This window comes from Pseudodesulfovibrio sp. (assembly GCF_028692895.1).
Lineage (GTDB): Bacteria > Desulfobacterota > Desulfovibrionia > Desulfovibrionales > Desulfovibrionaceae > Pseudodesulfovibrio.
The window spans coordinates 1-16748 of the sequence record NZ_JAQUWN010000074.1 but is presented as its reverse complement, the minus strand read 5'-3'; the positions used below and the strand labels follow the sequence as shown (position 1 = coordinate 16748).

At 68.2% G+C, this 16748-nt stretch carries 20 protein-coding genes and 1 riboswitch; of the genes, 9 read left to right on the top strand and 11 right to left on the bottom strand.

The annotated features are described in order from the left end of the window. From PHP91_RS14680 to PHP91_RS14670, 3 genes are all read right to left on the bottom strand, one after another. Positions 1-1463: hybrid sensor histidine kinase/response regulator (locus PHP91_RS14680; RefSeq protein WP_300142285.1), on the bottom strand; the 1463-nt coding region annotated here is incomplete at its 3' end. A gap of 58 nt (positions 1464-1521) precedes the next feature. Continuing rightward, positions 1522-2130 (bottom strand): L-threonylcarbamoyladenylate synthase, encoded by a 609-nt coding sequence (locus PHP91_RS14675; RefSeq protein WP_300142283.1) that lies wholly within the window; start codon positions 2128-2130, stop codon positions 1522-1524. Positions 2131-2243: 113 nt separating this feature from the next. Continuing rightward, positions 2244-2834, bottom strand: a complete 591-nt coding sequence (locus tag PHP91_RS14670) for an RNA methyltransferase (protein WP_300142280.1) — start codon at positions 2832-2834, stop codon at positions 2244-2246. 164 nt (positions 2835-2998) lie between these two features. On the opposite strand from PHP91_RS14670, the gene PHP91_RS14665 reads away from it, so the two are divergent. The 9 genes from PHP91_RS14665 to PHP91_RS14625 all read left to right on the top strand — a co-directional run bounded on the left by PHP91_RS14665 (position 2999) and on the right by PHP91_RS14625 (position 11391). Beyond that, positions 2999-3394, top strand: coding sequence for a response regulator (locus PHP91_RS14665; RefSeq protein ID WP_300142278.1), 396 nt, complete (start codon positions 2999-3001; stop codon positions 3392-3394). An 18-nt stretch (positions 3395-3412) separates the two neighbouring features. Next, on the top strand, positions 3413-4138 hold the full coding sequence (locus PHP91_RS14660) for an Hpt domain-containing protein (protein ID WP_300142276.1): 726 nt from the start codon (positions 3413-3415) through the stop codon (positions 4136-4138). A gap of 9 nt (positions 4139-4147) precedes the next feature. Beyond that, the gene (locus PHP91_RS14655; RefSeq protein WP_300142273.1) at positions 4148-5821 is read left to right on the top strand and encodes a chemotaxis protein CheW; all 1674 of its coding nucleotides are present in this window, start codon (positions 4148-4150) and stop codon (positions 5819-5821) included. Positions 5822-5854: 33 nt separating this feature from the next. Beyond that, a riboswitch (cobalamin riboswitch) is annotated at positions 5855-6033 on the top strand. A 130-nt stretch (positions 6034-6163) separates the two neighbouring features. Further along, positions 6164-7138 carry a sirohydrochlorin cobaltochelatase gene (locus tag PHP91_RS14650; RefSeq protein ID WP_300142270.1) on the top strand — a complete coding sequence of 325 codons (975 nt, stop codon included), beginning with the start codon at positions 6164-6166 and terminating at the stop codon, positions 7136-7138. 15 nt (positions 7139-7153) lie between these two features. Next, positions 7154-8191 (top strand): iron ABC transporter permease, encoded by a 1038-nt coding sequence (locus PHP91_RS14645; protein ID WP_300142267.1) that lies wholly within the window; start codon positions 7154-7156, stop codon positions 8189-8191. Further along, a complete protein-coding gene (locus PHP91_RS14640) occupies positions 8184-8978 on the top strand; it encodes an ABC transporter ATP-binding protein (RefSeq protein ID WP_300142264.1) in 795 nt (264 codons plus the stop codon). Before PHP91_RS14645 ends, PHP91_RS14640 begins: the two co-directional genes overlap by 8 nt. Continuing rightward, positions 8975-9880 (top strand): ABC transporter substrate-binding protein, encoded by a 906-nt coding sequence (locus PHP91_RS14635; RefSeq protein ID WP_300142261.1) that lies wholly within the window; start codon positions 8975-8977, stop codon positions 9878-9880. Before PHP91_RS14640 ends, PHP91_RS14635 begins: the two co-directional genes overlap by 4 nt. A 9-nt stretch (positions 9881-9889) precedes the next feature. After that, positions 9890-10600: a precorrin-2 C(20)-methyltransferase gene (gene cobI, locus PHP91_RS14630; protein WP_300142258.1), complete on the top strand. Its 711-nt coding sequence runs from the start codon at positions 9890-9892 to the stop codon at positions 10598-10600. After that, the gene (locus PHP91_RS14625; protein WP_300142255.1) at positions 10597-11391 is read left to right on the top strand and encodes a sirohydrochlorin cobaltochelatase; all 795 of its coding nucleotides are present in this window, start codon (positions 10597-10599) and stop codon (positions 11389-11391) included. Before cobI ends, PHP91_RS14625 begins: the two co-directional genes overlap by 4 nt. Before the next feature lie 10 nt (positions 11392-11401). On the opposite strand, the gene PHP91_RS14620 is transcribed toward PHP91_RS14625, so the two are convergent. From PHP91_RS14620 to PHP91_RS14585, 8 genes are all read right to left on the bottom strand, one after another. Further along, the gene (locus PHP91_RS14620) at positions 11402-11824 is read right to left on the bottom strand and encodes a GNAT family N-acetyltransferase (RefSeq protein WP_300142253.1); all 423 of its coding nucleotides are present in this window, start codon (positions 11822-11824) and stop codon (positions 11402-11404) included. Between the two features lie 37 nt (positions 11825-11861). Then, on the bottom strand, positions 11862-12497 hold the full coding sequence (gene thiE, locus PHP91_RS14615) for a thiamine phosphate synthase (RefSeq protein WP_300142287.1): 636 nt from the start codon (positions 12495-12497) through the stop codon (positions 11862-11864). After that, positions 12497-13312, bottom strand: coding sequence for a hydroxyethylthiazole kinase (gene thiM, locus PHP91_RS14610; RefSeq protein WP_300142249.1), 816 nt, complete (start codon positions 13310-13312; stop codon positions 12497-12499). Before thiM ends, thiE begins: the two co-directional genes overlap by 1 nt. Continuing rightward, complete coding sequence (locus tag PHP91_RS14605) at positions 13309-13611, bottom strand: MTH1187 family thiamine-binding protein (RefSeq protein WP_300142246.1); 303 nt, start codon at positions 13609-13611, stop codon at positions 13309-13311. The genes thiM and PHP91_RS14605 overlap by 4 nt, the downstream gene beginning before the upstream one ends. Positions 13612-13680: 69 nt before the next feature. Further along, on the bottom strand, positions 13681-14556 hold the full coding sequence (lipA, locus tag PHP91_RS14600) for a lipoyl synthase (protein WP_300142243.1): 876 nt from the start codon (positions 14554-14556) through the stop codon (positions 13681-13683). Next, positions 14483-15145, bottom strand: a complete 663-nt coding sequence (lipB, locus tag PHP91_RS14595) for a lipoyl(octanoyl) transferase LipB (RefSeq protein WP_300142240.1) — start codon at positions 15143-15145, stop codon at positions 14483-14485. The genes lipA and lipB overlap by 74 nt, the downstream gene beginning before the upstream one ends. Then, entirely contained in the window at positions 15145-16266 is a 1122-nt protein-coding gene (locus tag PHP91_RS14590) for a small ribosomal subunit Rsm22 family protein (RefSeq protein ID WP_300142237.1), read from the bottom strand. The genes lipB and PHP91_RS14590 overlap by 1 nt, the downstream gene beginning before the upstream one ends. Then, positions 16256-16748, bottom strand: a 493-nt coding sequence (locus tag PHP91_RS14585) for an ASKHA domain-containing protein (protein ID WP_300142234.1), incomplete at its 5' end; no start/stop codon positions are given. The genes PHP91_RS14590 and PHP91_RS14585, both read right to left, overlap by 11 nt.

Genomic DNA, 16748 nt, shown 5'->3' with positions numbered 1-16748 from the left:
GGCAGGGAGAAGCGGAAGATGGCTCCGTGGCCGAACTCGGACTCCACGCCGATGGTCCCACCATGGGCCTCCACGATCTTGGGGACGATGGCCAGACCGAGCCCGGTGCTGCCCTCCCCGGCCGTGGGCCGGACGCTGGTGCGGCGGAAGGACTGGAAGAGCAGGTCCGCCTCGCCGGGCGGGATGCCCTGCCCCTGGTCGATGACCGAGACCACGGCCCGGCCGTCGGCCGCCTCCAGGGTGACCCGGACGGCGGTGCCAACGGGCGAGAACTTGATGGCGTTGCTCAGCAGGTTGTCCAGCACCTGGCCCACGCGCCGGGCGTCGAAGGCGAAGCGCGGCGCGTCCCCTTCGAGGGGGTGTATGGTGATGGACTTGGCCTTGGCGGCCAGGGAATGGAAATGGATGGCCTGGGCCGCCACCTCGGCCAGGCTGGCCTCGCGCAGCTCCAGGCGCAGTTGCCCGGCCTCGATGACCGAAATGTCCAGCAGGTCGCTGACCAGGGTGTTCATCTGGAGATTGGCCGAGTGGATGAACTCGATGACCTCCCGCTGCTCGGTGGCCAGTTCGCCGTAGACGTTGTCGAGGAGCATCTCGCTCAGCCCGTTGATGCCGTTGATGGGGCTGCGCAGGTCGTGGACGGCCATGCCCAGAAACTGGTTCTTGATCCGGTTGGCCCGCTCCAGTTGGCGGACGACCTCGGCCATCTCCACGCAGCGGTCCACCCGGCAATGGAATTCCTCGGCCTCGAAGGGCTTGGGGAGAAAATCGTTGGCCCCGTGCTTGATGAACCGGACCGAAAGCTGCGGCTCGCGGGACGAGGATATGCCGATGACCGGCAGCGAGTTGCGGCTGTACCCGGCCCGGATGGCCTTGACCAGGGACACGCCGTCCAGACCGTCCAGCAGGTAGTCCACGATGACCAGGCCGATGCCGCCGTCGGTGCGCAGGACGTCCAGGGCCGTCCGACCGTCGACAGCCTCCACCACCTGGAACATCTGGCGCAGGAGCAGGGAGCGCAGCAGGGCGCGGAACGAAGCAGAGTCCTCCACCACCAGCACCCGGATGCCGCGATTGCGCCGCAGCCGCCGGATGTAGTCCACGACGTTGCCCACGGCCTGGCCGTCCTTGACCACGTAGTCGACAACCCCCTTGGCGGACATGCGCCTGCGGCTGGCGGGGGTGAAGTCGGAGGAGAAGATGAGGCTGGGCACGCCCCGGGCCCGGAAGAGGTCCACGACCTCGCCGTCGGGCGCGTCGCCCAGGGTCAGGTTCAGGACGGCCAGGAACAGGTCGTCGCCCCCCCGGTCGAGGCAGGCCTCGGCTTCGGCATAGCTGGAGGCCGCCTCCACCCGCACGGGGAAGGCCGCTTCGATGGACCGTTGCAGCTCCTGGGCGAGGGGCTGGCTGTCCTCGACCACAAGGATGCGGCTTGGCGCCGCGGCGTCGTCAAAGGTATCCATTCCGCCTCCAGCCACAATACGTAGCACGGGGCGAAAACACGGAGAAGTCCGTTATAATCTAGTCGGCGAGAGTGACGGAGAAGCCCTTGTCGCAGAGCATCTTGACGGAGACCGCGCCCTCGCGCAGCACGGCCAGGCGGGAGGAGCCCAGGACCCGGACCACGGTGGAGGGGTTGCCGCCGCGCGGCCACGGCGGATCGTAATAGACCGCGCCAGCCTGTTCCTCAAGGCGGGGATCGATGTCCTCGGGCAGGGCCACGGGCTTGTGGCCGCTGATGTTGGCGCTGGTGGCCACGATGGGCCGCTTGAGCCGCCGGGCCAGTTCGGAGGCGAAGGGATGTCCGCTCCAGCGCACCGAGGTGCAGCCCTCTTCGTCGCAGAGCTGGCGGGGGAGTTCGGGCAGGGCCTTGACCAGGATGGAGAGCGGGCCGGGCCAGAAACACTGAGCCAGATGCTCCAGCGCGGCCGGGCGCTCGGCCGTGACCAGGGGGAGCATCTGCACGCCGCCGATGATAAGGGGAAGCGGCTTGGCCTTGGGACGCGCCTTGATTTCGATGACCCGCTCGCACGCGGCCGCGTTGCCGCCGTCGCAGCCGAGGGCGTACAGGGTCTCCGTGGGGTAGATCACCACCTGACCGGCGAGCATCGCTTTGAGCAGATTGAACAAGGGCTACCTCCCGTCCGACAGCGCCCATCCCTTCGGGCCGCCGCGGCGAACATGGCGGTTTGTGTATACCCGAACGGGCTTTTTTTCAATGAAAAAACGGCTCCCCGCCCCGTTCAGCGCGAGCACCAGTCCTTGCGCATGGCCTCCAGCTCCTCCTCGTCGAAGGTGGGGGCGTCGTAAAGCCCGGCCTGGCGGCGCTGCTTGAAGGCCTCGTAGAGGATGATGGCGGCGGCCACGGAGACGTTGAAGCTCTGCACCATGCCCTGCATGGGGATGTAGACCTCGTCCGGGACCAGGGCGGCCAGCTCCGGGGCGGTGCCCCGATGCTCGTTGCTGAGGATGACGGCCGTGGGCCTAGTGAAGTCGATGTCCATGACCGGCAGCGCGGTCTCGGAAAAACCGGTGCGCAGCAGATGGAAGCCCGCGCCGCGCAGCTCCTCAACCATGGCGGCGGCGTCCACATGCTCGGTGCGCCGGATCCACTTCTTGGCCGAGGCCGAGGTCTTGCTGCCCAGCTCGGGCCACTGCGAGGAGGTGTAATAGAGGTGGACGTCGGCCACGCCGAAGGCGTCGCAACTGCGCAACACGGCGGAGACGTTGTGCGGGTCCCAGATGTTGTCGAAGACCAGGGTCAGCCCCCTCTGCCGCCGGGCCAGGACCTGCTCGATCCGCTCCCTTCGTCTGTCGGTTATCCAATCAGGCATGCGGGGTAGGTACCCGACTGGCGAACACATGGCAAGGGGAACGGCCGGAGGGGATCGGACCGTCCCATCGCGTTATATTTTGCTATCCCCACATTGACAACTTTTTCGATTACATATGATAACTCACTGCAAGGGCCCTTCTTTTAATCCAACCAGAGGAAACCATGCGAGCTCTCATTGTCGAAGACGAATTCCTGAGCCGGAAGGTGTTGCGGTCGTTTCTCCTGACCCTGTTCGAGGTGGACATCGTGGTCAACGGGCGCGAGGCCGTGGAGGCGTTCAAGCTCGCCCACGAGGAGCGCGCCCCATACGCCCTCGTCCTCATGGACATCATGATGCCCGAGGTGGACGGCATCGAGGCGCTGCGCAAGATCCGCGAGATGGAGGACAAGGACGACCTCAGGCCCCGGGTCAAGGTCATCATGACCACGGCGCTGGATGATCCGCAGACCGTGCTCAAATCCTTCTATGACGGTGAGGCCTCGGGCTACATCGTCAAGCCGGTGTCCAGGGACCTGCTCTACAAAGAGTTGGAAAAGCTGGGACTTCTGAAAAAATAGGCGAACGGGGAACGAGTAATGAGCGACGATCCCATGGTCGAGGAATTCTTTTCCGAGGTCAACGACAAGTACTACCCCCAGGTGATGGAGGGGCTGGAAATGCTGGAGCAGAAGGTCGTGGGCGAGGGCATTGAGATCCTGGCCCGCCCGCTGCACACCATCAAGGGCGTGACCGGCTTCATGGCCGGTTTCGAGCCCGCCTCCCACTTCACCCACAAGATCGAGGACTTCCTGAAGAAGGTCCAGGCGGGCGAGGTGGAGTCCACCACCGGCAACCTGACCCTGCTCTCGCGCGGGATCAACATGATCTTCCAGGTCCTGGAGCAACTGCGCGACGGCGACCGGGACGAGGCCGAGGAGCAGGAGGTGCTGGCCCTCATCCTGGAGGCGTCCCGGAGCGGCCATGTGGAGGCCGAGGCCACGGGCGCGGGCGTGGACGTCACCACCCGGGGCGACGTCACCGTCATCCGGGTCAAGGACCCGCGCGTTCACCTGGAGCCGCAGTACAAGCCGATCATCTCGGCCATCCTCTGCGTGGAACCGGGCGACCGCATCCTGATCGACCTGACCGACGTGCTGACCTTCGGCTCCACGGCCTGGAGCGCGGTCGCCAGCATGGGCGTGACCTTCAAGATCGCGGCCTGCGCCCTCTCGCCCGACGCCAAGCAGGTCCTCTATGCCTGGGGCTTCGACAAGACCATCGCCGTATACCCCGACGCGGACACCTATTTCACGACCCAATAAGGAGCCATCGTGCAGGACAGCATCATCCAATGCATTGAGGACATCGAGAAGCAGATTCTCGAAGCGGCGGACTCCGGCAACAATGTCGGCGCCGCGGTGGATGCGCTCGGCCTGTCGCACGTGAAGCTCTCCAGCGCCGGGGTCATCGCCCTGCTCGACATGCTCACCGACGGCATCACGCCGGTCAACAACGACATCGTCACGGCCATGCTCGGCGTCTGCGAGGCGCAGAAACGGTTCTTCTTCGCCCTGGCCGGGCTGCTCGAAACCGGAGCCGCGTCCATGGGCATCAAGGAATCCAAGCGGTCGGCCGCCGTTATGGAGCCGGAGCCCGAGACCGAGGAGGCCGCCGCCCGCGCCTTCGAGGAGCCGCCCACGGCCGAGGCGGACGGCCCCGAACAGGCGGCCGGGGAAGGGCCCAAGGGAGCGGCCAAGCCCGACGCCAAGGGCAAGCAGGAAAAGGGCCCGGCCGCCCAGGCCATCTCCTCCATCCGCGTGCCCACGGACCGGCTGGACCGGGTCATCGAACTGGTGGGCAAGCTCATGGTCACCTATGCGGTCATCGCCCAGGGCGGGGCCCAGAACCTGACCCAGATGGCCTCCTCCCTGCGCGAGCTGGACAACGTCATCAGCCAGTTGCAGAAGGAGGTGGACGCCATCCGCCTGGTGCCGCTCAAACAGATTTTCATGCCCATGCACCGGCTGGTGAAGAGCCTGAGCCAGAAGATCGGCAAGAAGCTGGACTTCGAGGTCAACGGCGACGACCTGGCCCTGGACAAGACCATCGTGGAAAGCCTGAACGAACCCCTGGTCCACCTGCTCCGGAACGCGGTGGACCACGGCCTGGAGACCCCCGAGGGACGCAAGGCCGCGGGCAAGGACGAGACCGGCCGGGTCACCCTCTCGGCCTGGCGCAAGGGCGACACCGCCTTCATCCAGGTCCGCGACGACGGCCGGGGCCTGGACCCGGATCGCATTATGGCCAAGGCCCTGGAAAAGGGGCTGGCCGACCCCGATAAGGAATACGCCCCCGAAGAAATCCTCCAGTTCGTGCTCCAGTCCGGCTTCTCCACGGCCGAGAAGATCACCGACGTCTCCGGCCGAGGCGTTGGCATGGACGCCGTGGTCAACGCCATCCGCAACACCCTGGACGGCGACGTGGTCATCGAGAGCGACCTGGGCCACGGCGCCGCCTTCACCATCACCATCCCCCTCGACCGCTCGGCCAACGAGGGCATCGTGGACGCCCTGGTCTGCAAGGTGGGCGGCGACACCTTCATCGTGCCCAGCCGCGACGTGGTGGAGATATACATGCCCCGCCTCAACGAGGTGGTGGAGCTGCCCGACGGCCGCGAGACCGTGGACGTGCGCGGCGAGGTCCATTCCCTGCTCCGCCTGGCCGAGTTGCTGGACCTGACCCCGGAGGTGGAGGACATCCAACTGGCCCAGGCCATCGTGGTCCGGGTGGGCGAATACAAGGCCGCCATCCTGGTGGACGAGGTCCTGCGGCAGCAGCAGGTGGTCATCACCGGCTTCACCGTGCCCGTGGAGCAGCTCTTCCACATCCCCATCCTGGGCTACGGCATGATGGGCGAGTCCGACGCCCTGGTCATCAACACCGAGGAGATGCTCCAGCACTTCGAGGCGCGCATCCACCGCGCGGCCGGGAAGCGTCGCTCCTGACAGATCGCGCCTTGACTTGGCCCCTGCCCCCGCATAGGGTGCCTCTGTCCAGGTGTCCTCAATGGACTTCATAGGGAATCCCGTGGAAATCGGGAGCGGACCCGCCGCCGTGACGCTCTGCCATTTCGTCTCCATCATGCCACTGGCCTTGCGCTGGGAAGGCGGAGACGGAGGAGCCAGCCGGAAGACCTGCCAGGATGCGACAACGGTCTGCCCCGGTGGTACGTGGGCTTGCCACCCGTGGTGATTGAGAAGGGAAAAACGGCCCCCTTCCTTCGAAAGCGTGAAGGATGGGGGTTTTCTTTTTTTCCCGCAACAAGCCCCTCCGCATCAGGAGGCATCATGTCCTTTTCCCGTCTGATGGCCGCGCTCCCCGCGCTGGCCGTCGCCCTCGTCCTCACCCTGACCGTCCCGGCCATGGCCGGGCACGGCGAGTCCGGCCCTGCCAGGCAGGCCGTGGTCCTGACCGCTTTCGGCACGTCCTACCCCGAGGCGCTCAAATCCATCCTCAACATCCAGAGCCGCATCGAGAAGGCCTGCCCCGGCGTCCCGGTCCGCCTGGCCTTCACCTCCGCCATCATCCGGCAGATCTGGCGCGAACGCCAGGACGACAAGGCCTGGCAACAGGACAACCCCGGCGTGCCCGCCGACATCCTGTTCGTGAAGAGCCCGCTGGCCACCATCGCGGACCTGCAGAACGAGGGCTACAAGGACGTCACGGTCCAGTCCCTGCACGTCTTCGCGGGCGAGGAATTCACGGACGTGCAGAGCCTGGTGAAGTCCCTGTCCTCCATCAGCACCCTCAAGGCCAGGAATGCGGTCTTCACCCGCATTTCCCTTGGCCGCCCGGCCCTGGGCATGCCCGGCGACGCCCACCCCTACACCGAGGACATCGCCGCAGGCGCCAAGGCGCTCAAGGCCGACGTGGACCAGGCCAGGAAGATGAAGGCCGCCCTGGTCTACATGGGCCACGGCAACGACTTCTTCTCCACCGGCATCTACATGGAAATGCAGCACGAGTTGCAGGCCGCCTACGGCTATCCCGTGTTCATCGGCTGCGTGGAGGGCTTCCCGAGCCTGGAGGCCATCATCCCGGCCATCAAGGCGTCCGGCAAAAAGGCCATCCTGCTCAAGCCCTTCATGGTGGTGGCGGGCGACCACGCCAACAACGACATGGCGGGCGACGAGGAAGACTCCTGGAAGTCCGTGCTGACCAAGGCCGGGTTCAAGGTGACCCCGGAACTGCGCGGTCTCGGCTCGGTCGACGCCTGGGCCGACATCTACGTCGACCACCTCAAGAGCGCCCTGGCCAATTAGCCGGAAAGAACGAGAATGCCCGCCGCTCCCCGCACGGCCGCCCGCGCCGCACTGACCCTCGTCCTGCTCGCCCTGCTCCTGGGCGCGCTGGCCGTGATCGCCTCGGGCCTCGGCTTCATCGCCGTGTCCCCGGGCGAGGTGCTGGACGCGGTCCTCGGCTCCCTGCGCGGGGCGGCGGGCTCCCCGGAGGCGCTGCGCCAAAGCGTGGTCCTGGACGTGCGGCTGCCGCGCATCGTCACCGCCATGTCCGTGGGCTTCGGCCTGGCCGTGGCCGGAGCGGTGTTCCAGGGGCTGCTGCTCAACCCCCTGGCCGACCCCTTCACCCTGGGCGTCTCGTCCGGGGCGGCCTTCGGCGCGGCCCTGGCCCTGCTGCTGGGGCTGCACTTCCTGGGCCCGGCCACCCTGGGGGCCACGGCCTTCCTGGGCGCGGCCGCCACCCTGGTGGCGGTCATGGCCCTGTCCGGGCGCGACAACGACCTCGCGCCCACCAACCTGATCCTCTCGGGCGTCATCGTCTCGGCCATCCTCTCGGCGGGCATCAGCTTCATCAAGTATCTGGCCGACGAGCGTGTGGCGTCCATCGTCTTCTGGCTCATGGGCAGCTTCGTCTCCCGGACTTGGACCGACGCGGCGCTGACCGCGTCCGTGACCCTGGCCGGGTTCGCGGTCTGCCTCCACCACGCCCGCGACCTGAACATCATGAGCCTGGGCGCGCGCTCGGCCCGCTCCCTGGGGGTGGACACCCGCCGGGTCCGGCTCGTCCTGCTGCTCACGGCCTCGCTCATCAGCGCGGTCTGCGTCTCGGTCTCGGGCATCATCGGCTTCGTGGGGCTCATCGTGCCCCACCTGATGCGCCTGGCCGTGGGGCCGGACAACCGGGTCCTGCTGCCCGCGTCGGGCCTGGCCGGGGCGCTGCTCCTGCTCTGCGCCGACACCCTGACCCGGGCCGCCCTGCCCCACGAGGTGCCCATCGGCGTGCTCACGGCGCTCATCGGCGGCCCGGCCTTCTGCTGGATCTTCACCCGCACCCGGTCCGGGAGGCGCCATGGCTGAGGCGACCCTGGCCCTGCGCGCCCTGGCCTTCGGACACACCCGCGAGCCGGTCCTGCGCGACGTGGACCTGACCCTCGACCCCGGCCTGGTGCACGGCGTCCTCGGCCCCAACGGATGCGGCAAGACCACCCTGCTCGGCCTGCTGGCCGGGCACCTGGCCCCGGACGCGGGCGAGGCGCTGCTGAACGACGTGCCGGTCACGGCCGTTCGCCCGGCCGCCCTGGCCCGGCTCCTGGCCGTGGTGGAACAGTCCGCGCCCTTCCCGTTCCCCTTCACGGTGCGGGAGGCCGTGCTCATGGGCCGCCACCCGCACATCCCCAGGTTCTCTCGCCCCTCGGAGGCGGACCTCGCGGCCGTGGACCGGGCCATGGCGGCCATGGAGCTGACCGATCTGGCCGGGCGGACCCTGGACACCCTCTCGGGCGGCGAGCGGCAGCGGACCGTGGTGGCCCGCGCCCTGGCCCAGGAGGCCCCGGCCCTCTTGCTCGACGAACCCACTTCGAGTATGGACATCCGGCACTCCGTCGCCGCCATGGCGGAGCTCTCCCGCCTCGCCCGGCGGGAGCGGCGGACCGTGGGCGTGGTGCTCCACGACCTGAACCTGGCCTCGGCCTACTGCGACCGCATCATCCTTCTCGGCCAGGGGACCATCCGCGCCATCGGCGCTCCGGCCGACGTGCTCACGCCATCGACCATCAGCGAGGTCTTCGGCGTCCGGGCGGCCACCGCGCCGCACCCGGAGGACGGCCACCCCGTCATCACCTTCACCAGAGAAAACAGAACATGAAAAAACTCGTCATCCTGCTCATCCTCCTGCTCTGCCTGCCGGTCACGGCGCAGGGCGGGCGGATCACCGACGACGCGGGAACCACCATCGACTTCTCCGCGCCGTTCACCCGGATCATCTCCCTCTACCCGGCGCACACCGAAAATTTGTTCAGCCTCGGCCTGGGCGAATCGGTCATCGGCGCCAGCACCAGCGAGGACTTTCCCTCCGAGGCCCTGACCAAGCCCGCCTTCAACGCCCGCGACGGCGTGGAGAAATTCCTGGCCGCCGGGCCCGATCTGGTGCTCATCCGGCCCATGCTCCTGCGCAGCCACCCCGCCCTGTGGGAAGCGCTCAGGCGGCGCGGGATCACGGTTCTGGCCCTCCAGCCCTCCACCATCGACGAGATGTACGCCTACTGGCGCAAGCTCGGGCAACTGACCGGCCGAGAGCCGGAGGCCGAGGAGATGATCGCCGAATTCAAGGCGGGGCTGGAAAAGGCCGCGAGCCGGATCGACCTGGTGCCCGTGGACAAGCGGCCCGGCGTGTTCTTCGAGTCCGTGCATTCCAAGTACGCCACCTTCACCCCCGGCTCCATGCCCCTGTTCGTGCTCAAGATGGCGGGCGGACGCAACGTGGCCGACGACGCGAAGGCCAACCGCGACACCAACATCGCCAACTACGGCATGGAGCGGGTCCTGGCCAGGGGGCCGCGGATCGACGTCTACCTGGCCCAGTACGGGCACATGAACGAAGTCGAGGTGCGTGACATCACGAACGCCCCGGCTGCCTCCAGCATCAAGGCCGTGCGCGACCGCAACGTCTTCCTGGTGGACGAGCACCTCGTCTCGCGCCCCACCATGCGGCTGCTCCAGGGCATCGAAACCGTGCATCAACTGCTCTATCCGGGCGGCGTCCGATAAGGTGAAATCATGAGCGAAAAAGGCATTCTCTACGGCATCGGCGTCGGCCCCGGCGATCCGGAACTCCTCACCCTCAAGGCCGTGCGCGCCCTGGGCGAGGTGGACGTGATCTTTGCGGCGGCCTCCACCAAGAACGACTATTCCACGGCCCTGTCCATCGCCCGGCCGCACCTGCGGGAGGGCGTGCGGGTGGAGCAGCTCGGCTTTCCCATGACCAAGGACAAAACCGCCCTTGAGGCGGCCTGGCGCGAGAACGCCCGGGTCGTGGCCGCCGTGCTGGACCGGGGCGAGAACGGCGCGTTCCTGACCCTGGGCGACCCCCTGACCTACTCCACCTACGGCTACCTGCAACGCACCCTGCTCAAGATGGACCCGACCATCCGGCTCCAGGCCATCCCCGGCATCACCTCCTTCCACGCGGCGGCCGCCCGCATCGGCCTGGTCCTGGCCGAGTCGAGCGAGTCCCTGCTCATCACCTCCGGCGTGGCAGATCCAAAGACCCTGGAGCGCCAGCTTGACGTGGCCGACAATGCCGTTATCCTGAAGACGTACAAAAACTTCGAGGATATCCGCGCCACCCTGGAGCGGCTCCGCCTGGGCGACAAGACCGTGCTCGTCTCCCGCCTGGGCATGGAGGGCGAATCCATCCTCATGGACATCAAGGACGCGCCCATGACGCCCCACTACTTCTCCCTGGCCCTGGTCAAGAAACAGCCATGAACGCCGCCATCGTCCTCGCCGCCTTCGGCTCGCGCAACAAGAACGCCATGGCCTCCCTCGACCATATTTCCGAGCGGGTCCGCGCGGCGCATCCCGACGTCCCGGTCCTGGTGGCCTATACCTCCAAGACCATCCGGGGGCACATGCGGCGCGAGGGCGAGGCCGTGGACTCCGTGGCCGACGCGCTGACCCGGCTGCACGGCGAGGGCGTGACCCACGTGGCCATCCAGTCCCTGCACCTCATCCCCGGCACGGAATTCCACGAGCTCCTGGCCCTGGCCAACCAGCACATGCTGGCCGAGGGCGGGTTCACCCGCGTGGAGGTGGGCTTTCCGCTGGTGGCGGGCGATCCGGGGGTGGAGGCCGTGGCCGACGCCATCCTGGCCATCGCCCGCGAGGGCAAGGGCGAAAACGACGCCGTGCTCTTCATGGGACACGGCACCCGGCACGACGGCAACGTCTACTACGAGGCCCTGCACCGCGCCTTCCAGGAGCGGGACAGCTCCGTGCACCTGGGGGCCATGGAGGCCGAGCCCGGCATCGACGCGGTCATCGCGCGCTTCAAGGCGGACGGGGTGAAAAAGGCGTACCTGCTCCCCTTCCTCTTCGGGGCGGGGTGGCACGCGGCGAAAGACATGGTGGGCGACGGCGAGGCGAGCTGGAAGACCCGCCTGGAGCGGGAGGGGATCGCCTGCGAGGCGGTGCTCAAGGGAGCCGGGGAATACGACGGCCTGGTGGACATCTGGCTCGGCCACCTGGCCGACGCCATGCGGCGGCTGACCCGCTGCTAAAAGGGAACCCCTATTCGGTGAACCCCATCTCGCGCATGGCGGCCTCGCGGGTGAATTTCGCCATGGCCGTCTTCATGCCCTTGAATCCGAACCGTTCGTAAAAGCCTTCCTTGCCCGGCATGGCGTAAAGGGTCACGTCGCACCCCGCCACGCGGTCCAGGATGCTCTCGATAATCAGGGAGCCGATCCCCTGGCCCTGGTACGCCGTGCGGACCGCGCAATCGTAGATGGCGGCCTGGCGCACCCCGTCCGAGATCGCCCGGCCCACGCCGACCAGCAGCCCGCCGTCGAAGACGAAGACCACGGTATGGCTGGCCTGGAACGCCTGGACGTGGTCGTCCAGAGGACGGGCCCCCATCCCCACGCTCCGCAGCAGCTCCACAACGGCCTGCCAGTCGACGCCGGAGCAGTCGAGCTTCACTTCGAGCGCCATCCGCTTCCCCTTTCCGGCCGGTCCGCGCGGGACCGGCCTACCTGCCGCCGCGCATGGAGCGCACCAGGGCCTCGGCGGCCTCACGGGGCGACGGCGCGGAGCAGATTTCCGAAACCACGGCGATGCCCGCCACGCCCGAGGCCGCCACGGCCGGGACATGCGCCAGGTGCACGCCGCCGATGGCCACCAGGGGGATGGAGGTCATGCCCATGGCCCGCCTGAGGCCCTCGGGGCCCCAGGGCGTTCCCTTGACGTCCTTCTTGGTCTGGGTGGGATAGACCGGGCCGATGCCCAGGTAGTCCACCGGCTCGGACCGGGCCGCCAGGAGCTCGGCCTCGGTGTCCACGGACAGGCCGACGATGGCCGACCCGCCCACCAGGCGGCGGACGTCGGCGGGGGACATGTCCGACTGGCCCACGTGCACGCCCTCGACCCCGGCGGCCAGGGCCACGTCCACGCGGTCGTTGATGAGCAGGGGCACGCCGCGCGGCTTGAGCAGCGCGTGCAGGCGGCGGGCCAGGTCCACGAATTCGCCGGTGTCCGCCTCCTTCTCGCGCAACTGGACCATGGTGCAGCCGCCGGCCACGGCCTCGGCCACCACCTCCTCCAGGGAGCGGCCCAGGCACAACGCACGGTCCGTGACCAGATAGACCAGCAGATCCCGCACGTTCATCATGACAGCGCCACCCTGAGCCGGGCCGTCACGTCCGCCTCCTTGAGGAGGTAGAGGGCGTCGTGAAAGTGCATCTGGAGGCTGCCGGGGCCGGGCGAAAGCTCGGCGGCCATCTCGCCCGCGATGTTCATGACCGCGGCGGTGTCCAGCGCGGCCAGGAAGTAGTCCTTTTGCACCGAGGCGAAAGCCCCGGCCAGGGCCGTGCAGGTGCAGCCCAGCCCGGTGACTCTGGGCATCATGGCCGACCCGCCCGAAAGCAGGGCCTCGCGGCCGCCGCCCACCACCAGGTCGGTCTCGCCGCTGACCAGCACGGTGCTGCCGAAGCGCCTGTTGAGCGACCGGGCGGCGGGCCCGGCCTCGTCCACGCCCCTCGACGTGTCCACACCCTTGGGCTTGCCGTCCTCGCCCGCCACGGCCATGATCTCCGAGGCGTTGGCCCGGATGATGGCGGGCCGGTAAGCCTCGATGAACTCCACGGCCAGCCCGGTGCGAAAGTCGCTCACCCCGGCGGCCACCGGGTCCAGGACGATGGGCATTCCCATGTCGTTGGCCTGGGCCATGGCTACGCGCATGCCCTCCACGTAGTCCACGGCCAGGGTGCCGAGGTTGACCACCAGGGCCCCGGCCAGGTTGATCAGGCCGGGCAGGTCCTCGGCCACGTGGTTCATGGCCGGGGAGGCCCCCAGGGCCAGCAGGGAGTTGGCGGTGTTGTTGGTGACCACGTAGTTGGTGATGTTCACCACCAGCGGCCCCTTCTCACGCACCGCGCACACGTCGTTCCAGACGGACGCGATCAGTTCGGCGGAGGCGGTCATTTCAGCAGCTCCTCCACGCTCTCCACCTTCCGGATCATGCGGCCGCCGTCGCCCGCCTTGGAGTCCACGGCCATGGTCATGTAGACCCGGCCGCAGCCCGCGCGCATGGCGTCGTGGCAGGCCTTGATGACGGCCATAATCTCGTCGTAGTCGCCCTCCATGACCGTGCCCATGGAGCCCAGCTCGTAGGGCAGCCCGGAATCCTTGATGATCTGCAACGCCTGGGCGACGTGGGGGGCGAAGGACCCTTCGTCCTCCCGCTCCAGGGGGAAAATGGTGAATGTAACGACACAACTCATGGCAATCCTTCCTTTGCTATATAAATCAATATGATAAAACCATTGTATGCAAATGAGAACAGGCCCCGGCTATTTGCCGACGAACTGCGCGGCGTTGTAGCTGGAGCGGACCAGGGGCGCGCTGAAGACGTGACGGATGCCCCGCCCGCGCCCTTCCTCGGCGTAGCGGTCGAACAGTTCGGGCTCCACGTAGCGCCGGACCGGCGGGTGCTCCCGGCTGGGGCGCATGTACTGGCCGATGGTCACGATGTCGCAGCCCATGGCCGCCAGGTCGTCGAGCACGGCCAGGACCTGTTCGTCATGCTCGCCCAGGCCGACCATGATCCCGGACTTGACCGGGGTCTCGGGCCGGAGCCGCTTGGACCGCTCCAGCAGCTCCAGGCTCTGGCGGTAATTCGCCTTGGGCCGGATGGCCGGATAGAGGTCGGGCACGGTCTCCAGGTTGTGGTTGAGCACGTCGGGCCCGGCCGCGAGGACCGTGGCCAGGGCCGCCTCGTCGCCCTGGAAGTCCGGGATGAGCACCTCCACGGTGCAGCGGGGCATACGCGCCCGCACGGCCCGGATGGTGGCCGCGAAGTGCGCGGCCCCGCCGTCCGGCAGGTCGTCGCGCGTCACCGAGGTGACGACCACGTGCCTCAGCTCCAGCCGGGCGGCGGCCTCGGCCACGCGGTCCGGCTCGTCGGGCTCCAGCGGCGCGGGCCTGCCGGGCGTGATGTTGCAGTACGCGCAGTTGCGGGTGCAGACCGCGCCCATGATCAGGAACGTGGCCACGTTCCGGGAAAAGCACTCCCACTTGTTGGGGCACTTGGCGGACTGGCAGACCGTGTTCAGGTTCAGGTCGGCCACGAGCCCGGCCGTGGAGGAAAAGTTCTCACCCTGCGGCAGCTTGATCCTGAGCCAGGGGGGTATCCGCAAAATTTCTTCGGAATTGTTCGATGAAGACATCCTTGAGCTCCTGCATGTCGATGTTCCGCCCCGCCTCGGCCGAGAGCGAGGTGGGCCGCGCCCCCTGGATGCCGCACAGGGTGATGAGGTCGAAGAGGCCGACGTCGCGCGCCACGTTCAGGGCAAGGCCGTGGTAGGTGACCCACTGCTTCACGCCGATGCCCATGGAGCAGATCTTGCGCGTGTCGTCCACCCACACGCCGGGGTGGCCGGGCCGGCGGCGCGTGGCCACGCCGTAGTGCGCGCAGGCGCCGATGACCGCCTCTTCCATGTCGTCGAAGAACTTGTGCATCCCGCCGCGGCGCTTCTCCACGCGCCAGATGGGATAGGCTACCAGTTGGCCGGGGAAGTGGCAGGTGATGTTGCCGCCGCGCGCGGTTCGCGCCAGTTCGATGCCCTGGCCGCGCAGGAATCCCTCGTCCACATGCAGGTTCTCGGCCCCGCCCTGGCGGCCCAGGGTGATGACCTTGGGATGCTCCAGGACATAGAGGGTGTTCTCGACCTCGCCCGCCTGGACGGCGGCCAGGGTCTTGAGCTGCAGGGCCACGGCCTCGTCGTAGCCGATGAGCCCCAGGTCGATCACGCGCATCAGCGCGCACCCTTCCAGGGCAGGATGACGGCCCCGGACTTCTGGTCCCGGCGCGGCGCTTCGGGCCATTCCGGGACCAGCAGCCGCCCCGGCTCCATGCCCGGGCCGCCCGCCCCGAACTCCACCAGGGTCAGCCCCTTTTGCGAGCAGGCGTACTGCCCCCGGCCCTCGCCGACCTTGAACGACTCGGAGATGACGCGCACCCCGTCCCATTCCTTGGCCCCCTGGCGGGAGGCGTAGAGGAAGTTGAGCGAGACCCCGGCCTTCTCCAGCCGCGCCTCGCGCGAGAGGAGCTGGAGCCACTCGGGCGCGCCTTTGACCGAAAGGTTGAAATGGCACCACGGCGCGCCCTGGCCCGTGGCGGGCATGGGGCACGGCTCGGCGTGCGGGCACGGGGCGATGGGCTTGAACCCGCCCGCCAGCAACCGGCCTCGCAGCTCGGCGATGATCCGGCCGGTCAGGCGCACGCCCGTCTCCACCACCAGGACGCGGCCCGTTTCCGTGGAGCAGGCGGCCAGGTGGGCGGCCAGCTTCTCGGCCTGGGGCCGGGCCACGCGGCCGGACCAGTCCAGCTCGTTGAAGGCGTTGGCCGCCAGGACCAGGTCCGCCTTCTCGCGCAGGTGCTCGGTGAACGCGCCCTTGACCGTGTGGATGCGCCAGGGAGCATCCTTGCCCGCCATGGCGTGGAACAGCTCGCGCCCGACCTGCATGGCCTTGGGCGAGCGGTCCACGCAGGTGAAGTCCAGGGCGCGCCCGCGCAGGTGCGGCCGCGACAGCCACAGGGCGATGATCGCGGTCAGCGGGCCGGAGCCGAGGTCGGCCACCCGCGCACCGTCCGGCACGTCGAAGGACAGGCCGGTGAACAGCCGGGACATCCGGTACAGGTTCCACGGCAGGAAATAGTAGAGGTACGGCGAAAGGAACTTGGCGTCGCCCATGTAGTCGGGCCGCCGGTCGCCGCGCTCGCTGGTCAGCCCGCGCGACATGTCGCGGATGGCGTACTTGAGCTGCTCGCGGTGCTTGCCCTTGAGCGGCCACACCGTTTTCAGCGCCTCGCGGAAGCGGTCCAGCTCCGCGCGGTTGTCCTCGGTCAGATCAGGAAAAAGCCTGTCAATCGACATAATTGAATTGCATCCTCTTGACGAACCCGTCCCCGAAACGGGGGTCCCCGGCGAGTTCGAGCACGGTGAGGGACCGGGACAGCCCCTCGGCATAGGTACGGGCATCGGGATCGGCCAGCAGCAGCTCCGTGCCCTGAAGCGAGGTGTTGCCCGCCCGCACGGTGCGCGCGCCGAAGCCGGGGGGCAGGAATCCGAGGGTCTCCAGGTCGTCGAGCCCCACGTGCTCGCCCAGAGCGCCCGCCAGGTGGATGGCCGCCAGCTTCGAGGGGCCGATCCCGGCCTCGCGCAGCAGGGCCGACATGGCCAGGTTGAAGGCGGCCTTGACCTTGAGGATCTCCTCCACGTCCGAGGCCGGGAAATAGAGCGCGTCCGTCACCATCAGGGCGGGCTCGCCCTCCACGGTGGTCAGCCGGTCGGCCAGCCGTCCGGCCAGCGGGGTGGTCCCGCGCCCGAACCGCCCGTCCGGACCAAGCACGCCGTGG